The following is a 14,704-nucleotide window of genomic DNA, read 5'->3' as shown; positions in this document are numbered from 1 at the left end:
TGTTTGATAAAAGCATAAAAATCATTTAAAAATGGCAAGAATATATCAGGCGACATCTATGGGAGAAGCGCATATAAGAGTTGCGATTGTAAGCAGGGGAGATGCAGATTTATTGGTTCATAGAGTTTCTTCCTGGGGTTTGGCTAATGGTGATGCACATTGGTTTATCACTCGTAATAAACAGGAGGCTACTTGTTGGATATACGCTGTTTCTCAGGGAATGGCTGATGTGAAAATATGCTTTGTAGACTCTTATGGTGAAGCAGGATGGCAGAAGGAAAGCCGATATAAGGGAAGATTTGCTTAATAAAAGTAGGAAGAAATCTTCAGCCTTTTATTATATTTTCCTGTATTTCGTGAAAAATACGCTGGATAAAGATATTACCGTTCAGGGTAAAAAACTTCCTGCCGGAGAATATAGCTTTTTCTTAATTCCCAAAGAAAGCGGAACATGGACTGCCATCTTCAACAAGGAGGCAAAACAGTGGGGCGCCTACAAATACGAACAGGCAAAAGATGCTTTACGTGTAGACGTAAAAACAAAAGCACTGCCTGCAAAACAGGAAACTCTGGTTTACAAAATAAACAAGAACGGATTCTCAATGGATTGGGATCAAATCTCGGTTCCTGTTGAGATTAAGTAAGTTTGAATTTGAATTTTAAAATCCCGAGTTTTCGGGATTATTTTGTTAAATTATTTAACTTTGTTATAAATCTCTTGCAAATCTTTTTTATATTTTTTTAATTCTAAATCATCAGGATTAAGATTGAGAGCATATTGTATTCTACCTAATAAATGAGGAATGTAATTTTCTCTTTTTTCTTGAATTCTTTCTAAATGAGATTCTATTCCAAATCTATTTATAAAATACATTTTTTGTCTAATTTCGTTTCTTTGTTGCTTAGGTAATTGCATTTTATTATTGACAACTACACCAGAAATTATCTGTGGTGTATTTTGTTTCATAAAATTTATTTTCTTAGGATTTAGTTTTAAACTTAATTTTTCTAGTTCTTTGTTTACAAAATCGATAATATCTTCTGAAGGAATATTGTCACCTGAAAATGCTAAATCATCAGCATAGCGAGTATATTTAATTCTATTTTTGCAGAATTTACCTATATTATTATCAAAATCTTTTAAAATAAGGTTAGATAAATAAGGACTTGTTGATGCTCCTTGTGGAAGATATCTTTGACTGTCATCAAATTTTTCTTGTTTATCACAATATGTCGTTAGAGTTGATAGATAGTAGCTTACTTCGTCAGAATATCCTAATTGTAAAAAGAAATTTTTAATCAATTCAAATTTGATTGAAGGAAAAAAATCCTGTAAGTCAAGTGTCAATATTTCTTTTTCATTAACATGATATTTCAAATACTCTATTATATTCTTTTTTGGGATATAACTTTTACAATATTTACTCACTTTTTGAGTATATAATATCTCTTTTAAAATAAAATTTTGTATCTCTTTTAAGCTTGGTAGTGGCTCGGATATAGATCTTAAGTTTCCATTTCTTTTTTTTATCTTAAAATGTCGATAAAAAAAACTTGTTGAAATCATTGACCTTGTAAGATAGCTTTGGCTATATCCAACTAATGCGGACAAGTGATTTATACTATAAATCACAGGAAGATTTTTATTAAGTAAAGGTTCTGAATACTTAAGACATTTTTCAATATATTCTTCAGAATAACCACTTGAAATGGCTAACTCAGTAAATTTTTTTTTATAGCTATTAGTTTTTTCCATATTTAGATTTCCTTTAGCTGGGAGTATTAGAAATTACCAATACTCCCATAGCGGAAAAATGAGCTTTAACGGAACAAATACCTACTGGATTTTGTTACGTTATAAGCTCATTGAGCTTGAAAATAAGTTCCCAATAAGGGGTAGAAGACATCTCATCCCAATATTTTTAAAAAGATAATTCTTTTAAATTAGGCAAATATATAAAATCTTTATCTATTTTTTTTATTTTAGATTTATTTTCTTTGATAATCCAATTATTTTTATCTCTTTCTTTAAAATCTTCAGTTAGTGTTGAGAGAAATTGTGTACCAATTTCGGTTAGTACAATATTGTCCTCTATGTATTCTGCATAATTATCTGCTATCACTTTAGATGTCAAGTCTGCAATTTCAGAAAATCTCAGTCCTTCATGAGTTAATCTTTTTACATTGCCATTGTTTTTAATGATTTCTAGCAAAAGATAAATGTGTTTATTTTTCATAAGTCATAAGTTACTCTCGTGGAAAGGGTGGATATAATTTAGTACTTTTCTTATATTCATGCCAAAATATTGGAAATGTATTATCAGGAGTTCTAAACATTGTAATAAGTCCTTCAGATTGTTCATATCCTAGTGAAAAATTTCTTCCAGAAATCAACTTTGTTTCCAAATTTATCATAGTTTTAATATGTTTCTCTCTGTCAGGACTAGTATAACAATCAGATATTCCTCTTTGCACCTGATCAATATAGAATAATGGAGAATTGATTTTAGGTATTGTATCATATTGAATAGCTATTGTAGAAATTATGATTTTTTCTCCTAATTCTGGATTAATTCTAATAATTTCGTCAATACATGCAAATAATGTTTGTCCAGATCCTATATAATCATCAACTAATACTAAATAGTCATCTCGTTTTAAATTTAGATCAATAAGTTCTTCAAATAATGTTAATTCTTCAAACTTTATATGTTTGGCTTCTTTTATAAAAGGTTTAATGCCTTTAAACATATAAGAAACTGTATTTCCACTTTTATTCTTTTTTTGATCTTCTGGTTTAATTATTGGGAAAGTATAAAATTTATTTATAGGTATATCAGGCTTAGTTAAAATAAGTTCTAAAAGTTTTTTAACCTTGACACCATAATCATTAAGTGATAGCCAACTATATCTTTTGATTAAATCTAAAAATAATTCATATTCCTCTTCTGATTCGATTAACAATTCAGACAAGTTGCAAAGACTTTCAAATACGTAATCATTACTTTCATAATTAGACCAATTTTTTTCTTCAAATATTTTTTTTAATTGCATTACAAATTGCAATCCAACCTTTTTCTCCATTTAATTGTATTAGTTTTAATCTAAATCTCTATGGTATTTTTAGTCTTAAATTAATCTTTGTTATTAAAATAATTTATATTTCTAAAAAATTCTTCTAAGGTAATCTCCTTTTTTCGGCAAATTCTGATTAAAGTTTTTAAGGACATATTATAATCAGTCTTGGATGTTCCTAACGCAATATTTTTAATTCTTCTTATGGTACTTTCTTCTACACCACATTTTGACGCAAAATCTCTTTGAGATTCCGCTTTTGAAATCCAATTAGTGTAAATGTATTTGCAAATAGAAATGATTACGTCTTTTTCATCGTCCATGTTAACAAATTAAAAGAAAGAGAAAAAAAACAGTGCGGTTTTCTGTGCGCAATGATGAAATATTATTACATTTGTAAAATAAGTTACATAAGCAACCCCAAAAAGCAATAAAAACACAAAACCTTCTTCGTATGAAAAAGAACAGCATAGACTTTGAATCCCGCTTTTGGTGCGGTCGGAAGAAACATTCCGCACTTTCGCTGATGGAAGTATTTTTCCAGTTTCATGATTTGGTAACCGCCAAAAAACATGTAAATCTCATCATGCAATACGCCGCACAGCGTAAAACACGGATTCCTGAAGATGCTTCCGTTATCTTTTATTTTCATCAGTCGCTCCGGTCGTTTATTCGCGCAGCATATTCCCTTAGAAACAAGCACGGAAAATGGCTGGTTCATGAACTTTCGGAACATAAAAACCCGATGTTACAGGGATCACTGTCGGAAAAAGAATACCGCGATCCGGCAAAAGTTTTCAGAAAGGCTTTTAAAAAATACCGTCTTGAGGAATTCGAAGAGTTTCTTTCGGAAGTCGTGTATTTCTCGCTCGGAACCTTCAATAATACACCGGAGCGCAATATCGTAGATCCGTATTTGCACGTCACCAAAATGCTGGATGTAGCATGGCTGATTCTGGAACGTGAAAATATCAGGGAAAAACTTCCGCATGAGGAGGAGTCAATTGCTGAACTTCAGTCATGACAATATTTCATTTCAATCCAACGCGATCAGAAAATTATACCTTTATGGTTTAATTTAAAGAAAAGAGTTAGAGAGTCAGGTAAAATAAGCGGAAATAAAAAAAACCGGCATGAAGTAAACTTCTAATGCCGGTTTTTGTGACCTCGACAGGATTCAAACCTGTAACCTTCTGAGCCGTAATCAGATGCGCTATTCAGTTGCGCCACGAGGCCGTTGTTTCCTTATCGTTTAAAGGTTTGCAAATATAGCACTTTTTTCTTTTCTTTGAAAGATGAAATCAAGAATTTTACTATTAATCGCGTTTTTCGCGCTAACCTCTTGTAAAAGAGAGATAAAAAATTCACCTTCGGAAGCTGTTTCAGTTTCAAATTTGGTGCAGTACAAGGAAGAGAATGGAGGAATACACATCAAATCGGGAAATTTCACCTATGATTTCAAAAAAAATCAGCTTCCTTTTAAAAGAATTATCCTGCTGAATGCAAGTATGGCGGGATATATTTCCGGTCTTAATGCAGAAAATCTCATTATCGGTGTTTCAAATCCGGAATATATTTATTCAGAAAAAATTCAGAATTTAATCAGGCAGGGAAAAATTCAGAATTTGGGAAGCGAGCAGAAATATGACGTGGAAAAAATTATTTCGCTAAAACCCGACGCTATTTTTACCAATCATATCGCAAGTTTTGACAATACGTACCAATTGCTGAAAAACAACGGAATTCAGGTCATTTTTCTGGATGAATATCTGGAGCAGAAACCTTTGGAAAAAACAGCCTATATCAAGCTTTTCGGAAAACTTTTCGGAAAAGAAAAAGAAGCAGATGCAAAATTTGATGAGGTGGAAAAAAATTACAGTGATCTGAAAAAACTGGCGCTTACCGCAAAAGAAAAGCCAACCGTTTTGGCGAACGAAATGTATGGAGATGTTTGGTATCTTCCGGGAGGAAAAACTTCTGCCGCAAATTTTATTTCCGATGCCAATGCAGAATATATTCTTAAAGATAATACAGATCAGAAAGCCGTAACGATGAGCTTTGAAGAGGTTTTTGCAAAATCAGACAGAGTACAATACTGGATTAATGCAGGAAATCATATCTCCAAAAAAGAAATGTTGGGCATGAATCCTTTTTACAGCAAACTGGAGGTATTCAACAAAGGAAAAATCTATGTGATTACAGGAAAGGAAAAAGGACAGGCAAATGATTTTTTTGAAAGCGGCGTGGTGCGTGCAGATTTGGTATTAAAAGATTATATTAAAATTTTTCATCCGGAACTTTTACCCGGTTATCAGCTTACTTACATGAAAGAATTGCAATAACTCGGAGTATTTCCTTATTTTTGACTTTCTTTTTTAAAAATTATGTGGAAAAAAATTAAACAGATTATATTTATTCTTCTTATTCTGAACGTAGTTTTTATTGTGTGGGGCAGGTTTTTCAATCCTCCCATCACGCTTACCCAGATTGGCGGACTCTTCGAATACGGAAGGTTGCAGAGAGATTATATTTCCTATGATGAAATGGGAAGTAACGTAAAAAAAGCTGTAATTGCCTCTGAAGATCAGAAATTTTTCGATCATGACGGTTTCGATTATACAGCCATCGAAAAAGCCATGAAAAACAATGAAAAAGGTAAGAAACTAAGAGGAGGAAGCACAATTTCTCAGCAGACTGCAAAAAATATTTTTCTTTGGCAGGGCAGAAGCTGGATCAGAAAAGGACTGGAAGCAGTGTATACTTTTATCATCGAAAAAGTCTGGAATAAAGACATCATTCTTGAAAGATATCTGAATTCCATTGAAATGGGACAGGGCGTTTTCGGGATAGAAGCCGCTTCGGAATACTATTTCGGGAAATCTTCCAAAGATCTCACCACTTCAGAAGCAGCCTGGATTGCAGCCGTTTTACCCAACCCTAAAAAATACGATCCCAAGAATCCGTCGCCGTATCTGAGAAAGAAACACAACTGGATCATGAGACAGATGAGGAATGTGCGTTTGAAATAGTATCTTTGCACCAATGAAACTTTTTAATTCCAGCACAAATTTTGACTCCGTTCTTAAAAAATATTTTTCTTTTAAGAATGAAACGGTTTCGCTAGATCCGCTTGCCGAAATTCTGAGCAGTGTAAAAAAATCTGATTTTACACATGTGCTTGATTTTTTCAGAAACAATCCTGAGCTTCTTGAAAATTTTAAATACTATCTTCATCATATATTTCAAGGAAAAGCCTTTAATTTATCGCTTACGGAAGCCAATATTCTTTCGGAGAATGCTTTCTTTCCCGAGCTTAAAAAAAGAATTCTGAATAAAATTCTTCCGCCGGTCGTTAATGAAAATACGATTTGGTATATGGTTGATAACGTAAGTCTTACCCCAAAAGATGATTTGGGTTTCTTTCATAATCTCCCTGAAAATGAAATTGATGAGCTTTTCAGACTTTTAGGGATTTCAGATTTTATCATCAGTCCGGAAGTGAAGAAAGAAATGCTGTTCTCTATGAACATCCTTTCATGGCGAGTTACCGGTTCTGCCATGGAAGTTGAAGTCGTAAGAATGGCTCCTCAGTACAAAAATTTCGATAATCCTTTTCTGGCATTGCAAAATGAGCTGGAAGAACTGGCGGCAGATTTCGAAAAAGACAATCAGCTTCAGCTCAGTTCCAAAAACAGCCGTTATAAGCAGATTAAAATTTACATCGAGCAATGTCTGGAATTTGTAAATATTGCCTTTAAAAACTCCTCCAAATACGGAATTTCGGGGAAAATCAATCAGTCGCTTCTTAAAATCCGCCAACAGGTACAGCGAATTTTTGAAATTATTCAGCTTTTGGTTATTGATGAAGAGAAGGATGTTTTGTTGAATTCCAAACAGTTGGTTTTTAATATTTTAAGCTATAAATCTCACAGGAATAACATTTCTGAACTCATCAACGACAGTACAAGGCTGATTTCGCACCTGATCACGAATCACACTGCCGAAACAGGAACCCACTACATCACTTCGAGCCGGAAAGAGTACATGACGATGTTCTACAAAGCGAGTGGAGGAGGAATTATTGTTGGTGCTTTGTGTGTACTGAAAATGCTGTACGGATACATTCCCGGAAGCGATTTTTCCCATGCATTTTTGTATTCCATGAACTATGCTATGGGATTCGTGATGATCTATCTCATGGGTTTCACCTTAGCAACGAAACAGCCTGCAATGACGGCGGCAACAATGACGAAAGTTTTGGCAGAAGAAGGAAATATTAAAAGCAGCAGTACAGAATTTGCCCATTTGGTTTCCAAATTATTCAGAAGCCAGTTTATTGCTTTTGTAGGAAATGTTTTGCTTTCCTTCCCGATTGCTTTGCTGATTATTTACGGACTGGATGTATTTTTCTCGCAAAATTTAGCCATAGAAAGATCGGATAAATTACTGAAAGATCTGGATCCTTTTAAATCTAAAGCTATTCTTCACGCCTGTATTGCGGGATTCTATCTTTTCATTTCAGGAATTATTTCAGGGAATATCGGAAACAATTCGGTGTTCTATCAGATTCCGGAAAGAATTGCGAAAAGTATTTCCATCAGTCGTTTATTCGGTAAAAATTTTGCCAAAGGACTATCCAAATACTACGCTAAAAACTGGCCCGGAATTGTATCCAACTTCTGGTTCGGGGTATTTCTTGGGGCAACAGCTCCGGTAGGATTATTCTTAGGACTGGATCTTGATATTCGACACATCACTTTTGCCGCAGGAAATTTAGCTTTGGGATTGTACGGGAAAGATTTTACAATCGATTCTTATACCTTCTTCATTTCTCTGGTAACGGTTTTCCTGATTGGTTTTTTCAACTTTCTGGTAAGCTTCAGTTTGTCTATGTTTTTGGCTTTCAGATCCAGAAAACTGAATTTCGGACAGGTTGGAGAACTTTACAAAGGAATTTTCAGGTATTTTTTAAAACATCCGCTGAAGTTTTTCTTTCCGATACGATCCGGTCTTGATAAAAAAGCAGACGAACTCATGAGCAATACGAAATCTACAAAACCTGAAGAAGAGTAAAATCTAATTTTTACAATATCTGAAGATCATCAAACTTCTCCACACCGAATTTATCCTGAAATTTTCTCAGGAAAAAGCTTTTCCGCATCTGGAAATCATGCTTCAAAAGCGGCGAGTTAATTTTTATAAAAACGCATTTGTTTTCAATATTTACACTCTGGATTTCGTTGAAAAGGCTTTCATCAAGATAATCCGAAAGAAAATCTTTAATCTCAAAAGCTAAAAGTTTATGCTCAAAACCATGAATTTTGGCAAAAGATTTTACAAGTTCCGAGGACTGGAATTCACGTTTTTTCTTCTTCATTTATTTTTCTTTGTATTGTGTTTGCAAACCTTTGCTTTGGAAAAATTTTTCTAATTCAGGATATATCAATTCACAGGCTTTTTTCCAGTTGAAAAATTTTGAAGGATAGCTTTCTACATTTCCGCACTCAAAGCAAATTTCAATTATTTCGAATATTCTGTCGTTTTCATCATAAAAAACAATGGCATTTCTTGGGAAAAAGCATCCTGACTGAGAAAACATGGTGATAACATGTTTATTACAGGTATTAAAAATAATATGACTGAGTTTTGATATTTCTTCTAAATTCAGAGTTTTAGATTCTTCAATTTCTTTTTCAGATTGATTTTCTATAATCTCTCTGAAATCTATGGACTTGGGAAGATGATAAAATTCGTTCAATTGTACAGAATCTTCTTTTGTTTTTGGCGGCGGTGGAGGAGGTATATATCCTGAACTCTTTTTAAAATTTAAGTTATAAGAAACGATTTTGATTTTACTTGCTTTATTAAAAGGATAGTTTTTTATTCTCTGACCGAATGAAACCGGCTGGTAATTTTTATTGATTTCACCTTCTGAAAAAGCATAATCATCAGGCACGTCTTTCGCATTTTTCTTCTTTTGACCTGAATGAAAACAAGAACAAAAAGCAAAAAATAAAAACAGTATATTTTTCATGGTCTAAATCTCAAAAATGATACTTTCCTCATTAATCTTCTTCACCACACTTTCCGTGCGTTCACGATGTGTATCCGTAATAAAAATCTGTCCGAAATTTTCCTGATTCACCAATTCTATCAATTGAGAAACACGGCTGTCGTCCAGTTTATCAAAAATATCATCCAGCAAAAGAATAGGCGTTTTTTTTGTTAACTCTTTTATCAGGCTCATTTGCGCCAGTTTCAAAGAAATTAAAAAGGATTTCTGCTGTCCCTGAGAACCTATTTTCTTAATTAAAACAGCATCCATTTCAAAAAGCAGATCATCTTTATGAATTCCTTTCGAAGTATAAGTCAGCATTCTGTCTCTTTCCAGACTTTCTTTCAGCAGATTTTCAAAGGAATTTTCAAGCAGATGAGACTCATAAAGCACAGAAACCGTTTCTTTTCCTCCGGAAATAATCCTGTAGAAATTCTGAACAATCGGATTTAATTTTTCAACGAATGTTTTTCTTTTAGTAAAGATTTTTGTTCCGAATTTAATGATCGGATCATCATAGATTTCCAGTGAATCTTTATCCCAGACTCTGTTTTTGGCAAAATATTTTAGCAAAGCATTTCTCTGCTGAATGGTTTTCTGGTACTGAATTAAATCAAAAAGATACTCAGAATCCGTTTGTGAGATCATCGAATCCAGAAATTTTCTCCTGCTTTCTCCCGAATCTGAAATTAAATTTGAATCATACGGAGAAATCATCACACTGGGTAAATAGCCGATGTGATCCGCCATTCTGTCGTAGCTCTTATCATTTTTTTTAATGACTTTTTTCGCTTCTTTAGGCTGAAGCACTTTGATATTGTCCTCACTGTCATCATTCTGAATTTCAGCATCTATCGTGAAGAAATCTTCATCATTTTTAATATTGTTGAGATCCGTATTTCCCAAAAAACTTTTGCCTACGGAAAGATAATGAAGCGCATCCAGAATATTGGTTTTTCCCACGCCGTTATTCCCTACAAAACAATTGATTTGTGGAGAAAATTCGAATTTTTTCTCGGTGTGGTTCTTAAAATTGTACAGGGAAAGCTTCTTGATAATCATTCGTCAAAAATACTTCATTATTCCTAAAAATAAAAAGGGAAGTGCCGAACAAGTTTCTACCCCGAAGGAAAAATACAGATCATCTCTTTCATTTTCAGAGAAATAGATGAAAATATACGTAATGATGCTTGAAAGAAAAAAAGCAAGAGCATAATTGAAATCAAGATAAAAAACAGACAGAATATTGCTGATAAAAATAAGCAGATAAGCCAGATATTTTGTGTTCTGAATGCCGATCATCGTCGGAAATGTTTTCACGGTATCAACATTCATATCCCGAATGTCGAAAGGTAAAACCAAAGCCGTAATGAAGAAAAAACTGATCAGGAAGATCGGAATACTGAATTCCGGCAACGTAAGCCAGCAATTCATCAGTCCCCAAACCAATCCTACATAAAATACCTTCAGCAAAGGAATTTTCCGGATATAAACATCAAGAAAAAAACTGTTGTATAATAAACCTAAAACAACGATTACAAACCATTTCATCAACCGTATTTCGTTGTGGTTATGAATAATTAACAACGAGCAGATAACTCCTGCAACAGCATTCAGAATCAGAATTTTAAAAAAATGCTTTGTTTTCTGGTATTTGGTGTACAGATAACCGCTGAAATACGTTATAAAAAGGAGGAAAACCGTCGGATAGCGGAACGTGTTTTGCTCCAACATGAAAAATACTGCAAAAAGAGTTCCCGTTAAGGATACGTAAAACTGACTGTCTATAACGGATTTTTTCAGTACTTTTAAGAAATTCATTTATCAAAAATAACATATATGAAAAGATTTTCCAAGATTTTTATGCTTTTGCTTCTCCTGCTGAATTTTTCGGGGATTTCCGCCCAGAAATATTATGAAGAGCAATGGAAAAAAATATCAGCAAATTCCCAGAAAGGAGCGTATAAATCTAATCTTCCCATCATTTCAGAAATACAGAAACAGGCGATGAAAGATAACAATACTTTACAGCTTATCCAGTCTTTAAAGGCAGAATTCAGTATCGTAAACCAAACACAGGACGATGAAAAGAACGATTCCGTAAGCAGGCTTTTCAAAAAACTGAGTGATGTAGAAAAACAACTGAAAGACGATGACAGGATATTATTTGAAGTTCTGCTGAATGGTTTTTTCCTCGATTATTACAACCAACATTCCTGGGAGATCGAACAGCGTACCAATATCAATTCTCAGGATCTCTCGCAGATCGAGACATGGAGCAAGCTTGATTTTAAAAATTATCTGAATAAAAAATATCAGGAACTTGATCTGCAAAAAGATAATATGAGAAAAATTTCCCTGATCAAATATGAGAAGGCTTTTTCTTACAACGATTATATTTCTTATTTCCCGACTTTATGGGATTGGTATTCAACCAAAAAGATCGAATTTCTTTCTGATAATGGTCTCTTTACCAAAAATGAACTTACTGAAAATCAGATAAAGATTAATGCGATCTATGATGATCTGATAGCACAGAATTCGGGAAATTCCAAATTGTATTTCATGCATAAAAAATTGCAGGATAACTGTAATTTCACACTGTGTAAAGATCGTCTGACTCAGCTTCAAAACCTTTTGAAAACCGAAACGGAAGGCGATTATAAAGTTCTGATCATGGAAGATATCATAGAACAGTTGCTTTCCCAAAAAAAGGAAAAAGAAGCTCTTGCAGTTGCGGATCAGGCAAAAAAGCAGTATCCCAAATCTCCTTTTATTGATAATATTAAAAATAAAGAAAATCAGATCCTGAATCCGTTTCTGAATATTAAATATGAACAGCAGACCCAAAGCAATAAGCCGATTCATTTTGTGGCAGAATATAAAAATGTTTCCGCCTTTTCTATTACGATTTACGAAGTAAAAGAGGATATCACTACTTTTTTGCAGTACGCCAAAAACTCGTATTCTACTGAATTTAATAAGATTAAAAAAAATCTGGTTAGGAAAGAAGCTTATAAACTGGATGATCCGAAAGATATAAAAAACCATAAAACTTCCTTAGAAATACAATCTCTTCCGCCGGGAATTTATCTTGCCGAATACAACGTTGCCGGAATCAGCGACAACGAAACCGAAGCGGAAAAAGACTTTTATTTTCTGGTTTCGGATAACAGAATTATTTATCAGTCAAAAACAGACAGAGATCAGTTATCCAATCAATTGAAATTAGTGAACAGTGAAAACGGACAACCCGTAATTAACGAAAATCTTACGTTTTATGAATTTGTTTCCAATAATAATTTAACCAAAATAAACGGTAAAACAGATAATAACGGTATTTTCAAATTTCCTGCGACAAAAAACAATGATTATTACAGAACATTCCTGATCCGACAGCCAAAAACCAATGATGTGCAGATCATGGAAGTCTATGGAGAAAGGGGTTACAATAGTGATCTGAACATAGAAACAAAACAAAGCAAGGTACAGATTTTCACAGACCGGGCAATTTACAGACCGGGACAGACGGTTTATTTTAAAGTCATTAATACACAGCGTGATAAAGATATAGAATCTGTAGTTGCCGGATTAAAACAGAAAATTACATTAACCGACACCAACGGACAGGAAGTTTCTTCGCAGACATTTACCACCAATGAATTCGGTTCTTATCACGGAAGTTTTGTGCTTCCGAAAGGGAAACTGAACGGAACTTTTTATCTGAGAACAGATGGAAATGACGGGTATAAAAATTTCAGAGTGGAGGAATATAAAAGACCGAAATTTGAAGTGACGTTCGATCCTGTAAAAGATGAGTACAAATACGGACAAACCATAGAACTGAAAGGGAAAGCCATGATGTTTTCCGGAGTTGCTTTAAGCAATACAACCGTTAATTATGAAATTAAAAAACGAAATATCCGCGGGAGATATTTTTCATGGTATCCGCAAAATGATGATGATAATGAAAACTCAGTTTTAGGAGAAGCAAAAACCAATGAAAAAGGAGAATTTATCATTAAAATTGATCCTAAAAAAGATGAAAATGTAGAAGGAATTCAGATTGATAATTATGAAATTAATGCCTCTGTTACAGATATCAACGGCGAGACACAGACTGCAGATACCCAGTTGAAAGTAGCTTCCGTTTCTCACTATATTCAGGCTGAAGAAATAAAGAATGTTTTTTCTGATGAAAATGTAAAACTGAATGTTGAAACAAAAAATTATAACGAACAGTTTCTTAAAAAATCGTATCAGGTAAAATTATCAAAACTGGTGTCTCCGGACAGAATTTTCAGACAGAATTTCAAATCGGAAGTTCAGGATTTACCAAAATTCTCAAAAGAAGAATTCATCAGCAGATTTCCGCATGATTTTTACGATAAAAATGATGAACCTAAAAACTGGAAATCAACCGTAATTCTTGAGAAAATACAACAGCCAGCAACTAACAACCAACAACCAATAACCAATCTGGACTTAGGAAAACTGGAAGCCGGAGATTATCAGTTGGAACTGTATAATATTGAAGGAAAAGACACGATAAAAACGCTGCAGAATTTCAGTATTTGGGACAAAAAAACACTTAAAACCGATCAAAAAACTTTCCTGACGGTTGTACAGTCCAAAAAAGAACTGAAAAGAGGAGAAAAAGCAGTATTTACGGTTTATTCTTCGGTTCCGAACGCTCTTCTGAATATTTTTGTACAGAATGGTTCCGGAAAAACGGTTTCTGAAGTTTTGCCTTTTAAAAACGGAATGCTGGAATATACTGCAGATATTCCAAAAGATAGAGATATACGAATTTTGAATGTACAGTTTCAGGTAGTTGCCTTTAATGATGTCCAAACAGAATCTGTAAATCTGGATATAGATGATACTGATCAATCCTTAACGATTGAAACCCTTACTTTCAGAGATAAAATTCAGCCGAATTCAAAAGAAAAATGGTCTGTAAAAATTTCAGGAACTGAGAAAGAGAAAATTAATGCAGAAGTTTTAGCGAATATGTACGATATGTCTTTGGATAAATTTGCTGTTAATCAATATGACTGGTACACTTTATATGCTCCGTTTATAAGTACAGTATCATACGAACTGAGAGATTATCTGCGACAAAAAAATTACCAGAAAAGATTAGATTATTTTTCAGGAGAACAGGTTGAGGTTCCTGTTTTTAACTGGTTTGACGGAAGTATATTGTGGATGTATAACAAAAGTAACCTTTTAGAAACCAGAACAGGAATGGTTAATGTAGAAGGCGTAAAAGCAGCGGCATATACACCGCCGTCAGCAAAAGCTCGAATGAAATTATCAAGTGTAAGAATGGATGATGCGGCAATTGATATTCTTAATTCAGGAAGACAATTAACAGAGCAGGAAAAGAAAGAATATTATGATGGAACCGATGGAGATGGTATACTGGATAAAGATGATAAACCTTTGGAAAATATTCCCGTTCGCCAAAACCTAAATGAAACCGCGTTTTTCTACCCGGATCTAAGAACCGATTCCGAAGGCAATGTAAGCTTCGAATTTACTTCTCCGGAAGCACTGACAAAATGGAAA

The 14,704-nt window shown here is 33.8% G+C and carries 15 protein-coding genes and 1 tRNA gene; 7 read left to right on the top strand and 9 right to left on the bottom strand.

Annotated elements, in window-relative coordinates:
* The first annotated feature begins 31 nt into the window (after window positions 1-31).
* On the top strand, window positions 32-307 hold the full coding sequence (locus DD829_RS12400) for a DUF6150 family protein (RefSeq protein ID WP_108409241.1): 276 nt from the start codon (window positions 32-34) through the stop codon (window positions 305-307).
* A complete protein-coding gene (locus DD829_RS12395; RefSeq protein ID WP_228408182.1) occupies window positions 255-644 on the top strand; it encodes a DUF2911 domain-containing protein in 390 nt (129 codons plus the stop codon). Before DD829_RS12400 ends, DD829_RS12395 begins: the two co-directional genes overlap by 53 nt.
* Before the next feature lie 50 nt (window positions 645-694).
* Here DD829_RS12395 and DD829_RS12390 read toward each other — a convergent pair whose 3' ends face one another.
* The 4 genes from DD829_RS12390 to DD829_RS12375 all read right to left on the bottom strand — a co-directional run bounded on the left by DD829_RS12390 (window position 695) and on the right by DD829_RS12375 (window position 3,398).
* Entirely contained in the window at window positions 695-1,756 is a 1,062-nt protein-coding gene (locus tag DD829_RS12390) for a reverse transcriptase family protein (protein ID WP_116547801.1), read from the bottom strand.
* A 166-nt stretch (window positions 1,757-1,922) separates the two neighbouring features.
* Entirely contained in the window at window positions 1,923-2,237 is a 315-nt protein-coding gene (locus tag DD829_RS12385) for a hypothetical protein (protein ID WP_116547800.1), read from the bottom strand.
* A 10-nt stretch (window positions 2,238-2,247) separates the two neighbouring features.
* On the bottom strand, window positions 2,248-3,084 hold the full coding sequence (locus DD829_RS12380) for a hypothetical protein (protein ID WP_116547799.1): 837 nt from the start codon (window positions 3,082-3,084) through the stop codon (window positions 2,248-2,250).
* Window positions 3,085-3,134: 50 nt separating this feature from the next.
* On the bottom strand, window positions 3,135-3,398 hold the full coding sequence (locus DD829_RS12375) for a helix-turn-helix transcriptional regulator (RefSeq protein ID WP_116547798.1): 264 nt from the start codon (window positions 3,396-3,398) through the stop codon (window positions 3,135-3,137).
* A gap of 131 nt (window positions 3,399-3,529) precedes the next feature.
* On the opposite strand from DD829_RS12375, the gene DD829_RS12370 reads away from it, so the two are divergent.
* Complete coding sequence (locus DD829_RS12370) at window positions 3,530-4,099, top strand: hypothetical protein (protein WP_123906854.1); 570 nt, start codon at window positions 3,530-3,532, stop codon at window positions 4,097-4,099.
* Window positions 4,100-4,237: 138 nt separating this feature from the next.
* On the opposite strand, the gene DD829_RS12365 is transcribed toward DD829_RS12370, so the two are convergent.
* A tRNA-Arg gene (locus DD829_RS12365) sits at window positions 4,238-4,311 on the bottom strand.
* Window positions 4,312-4,370: 59 nt separating this feature from the next.
* On the opposite strand from DD829_RS12365, the gene DD829_RS12360 reads away from it, so the two are divergent.
* From DD829_RS12360 to DD829_RS12350, 3 genes are read left to right on the top strand one after another with little or no spacing between them, the layout of a single operon-like run.
* Entirely contained in the window at window positions 4,371-5,417 is a 1,047-nt protein-coding gene (locus DD829_RS12360; RefSeq protein ID WP_108411558.1) for an ABC transporter substrate-binding protein, read from the top strand.
* Window positions 5,418-5,459: 42 nt separating this feature from the next.
* Complete coding sequence (gene mtgA, locus DD829_RS12355) at window positions 5,460-6,104, top strand: monofunctional biosynthetic peptidoglycan transglycosylase (RefSeq protein ID WP_076394405.1); 645 nt, start codon at window positions 5,460-5,462, stop codon at window positions 6,102-6,104.
* Between the two features lie 13 nt (window positions 6,105-6,117).
* Complete coding sequence (locus DD829_RS12350) at window positions 6,118-8,148, top strand: recombinase (protein WP_108411557.1); 2,031 nt, start codon at window positions 6,118-6,120, stop codon at window positions 8,146-8,148.
* Between the two features lie 10 nt (window positions 8,149-8,158).
* Here DD829_RS12350 and DD829_RS12345 read toward each other — a convergent pair whose 3' ends face one another.
* From DD829_RS12345 to DD829_RS12330, 4 genes are read right to left on the bottom strand one after another with little or no spacing between them, the layout of a single operon-like run.
* Window positions 8,159-8,452, bottom strand: a complete 294-nt coding sequence (locus DD829_RS12345) for a hypothetical protein (protein ID WP_108411556.1) — start codon at window positions 8,450-8,452, stop codon at window positions 8,159-8,161.
* Window positions 8,453-9,109 carry a hypothetical protein gene (locus tag DD829_RS12340; RefSeq protein WP_116547796.1) on the bottom strand — a complete coding sequence of 219 codons (657 nt, stop codon included), beginning with the start codon at window positions 9,107-9,109 and terminating at the stop codon, window positions 8,453-8,455.
* Window positions 9,110-9,112: 3 nt separating this feature from the next.
* Complete coding sequence (gene recF / locus DD829_RS12335) at window positions 9,113-10,192, bottom strand: DNA replication/repair protein RecF (RefSeq protein ID WP_108409982.1); 1,080 nt, start codon at window positions 10,190-10,192, stop codon at window positions 9,113-9,115.
* A gap of 3 nt (window positions 10,193-10,195) precedes the next feature.
* Window positions 10,196-10,951: a hypothetical protein gene (locus tag DD829_RS12330; protein ID WP_076394410.1), complete on the bottom strand. Its 756-nt coding sequence runs from the start codon at window positions 10,949-10,951 to the stop codon at window positions 10,196-10,198.
* Between the two features lie 18 nt (window positions 10,952-10,969).
* Here DD829_RS12330 and DD829_RS24130 point away from each other — a divergent pair.
* Window positions 10,970-14,704 (top strand): MG2 domain-containing protein (locus DD829_RS24130; protein WP_262497962.1); only part of this gene is annotated, 3,735 nt, incomplete at its 3' end.

Source organism: Chryseobacterium sp. HMWF035 (genome assembly GCF_003094695.1).
Taxonomy (GTDB): Bacteria; Bacteroidota; Bacteroidia; order Flavobacteriales; family Weeksellaceae; genus Chryseobacterium; species Chryseobacterium gambrini.
The sequence above is the reverse complement of the archived record's forward strand: the minus strand, read 5'-3'. Positions and strand labels throughout refer to the sequence as shown.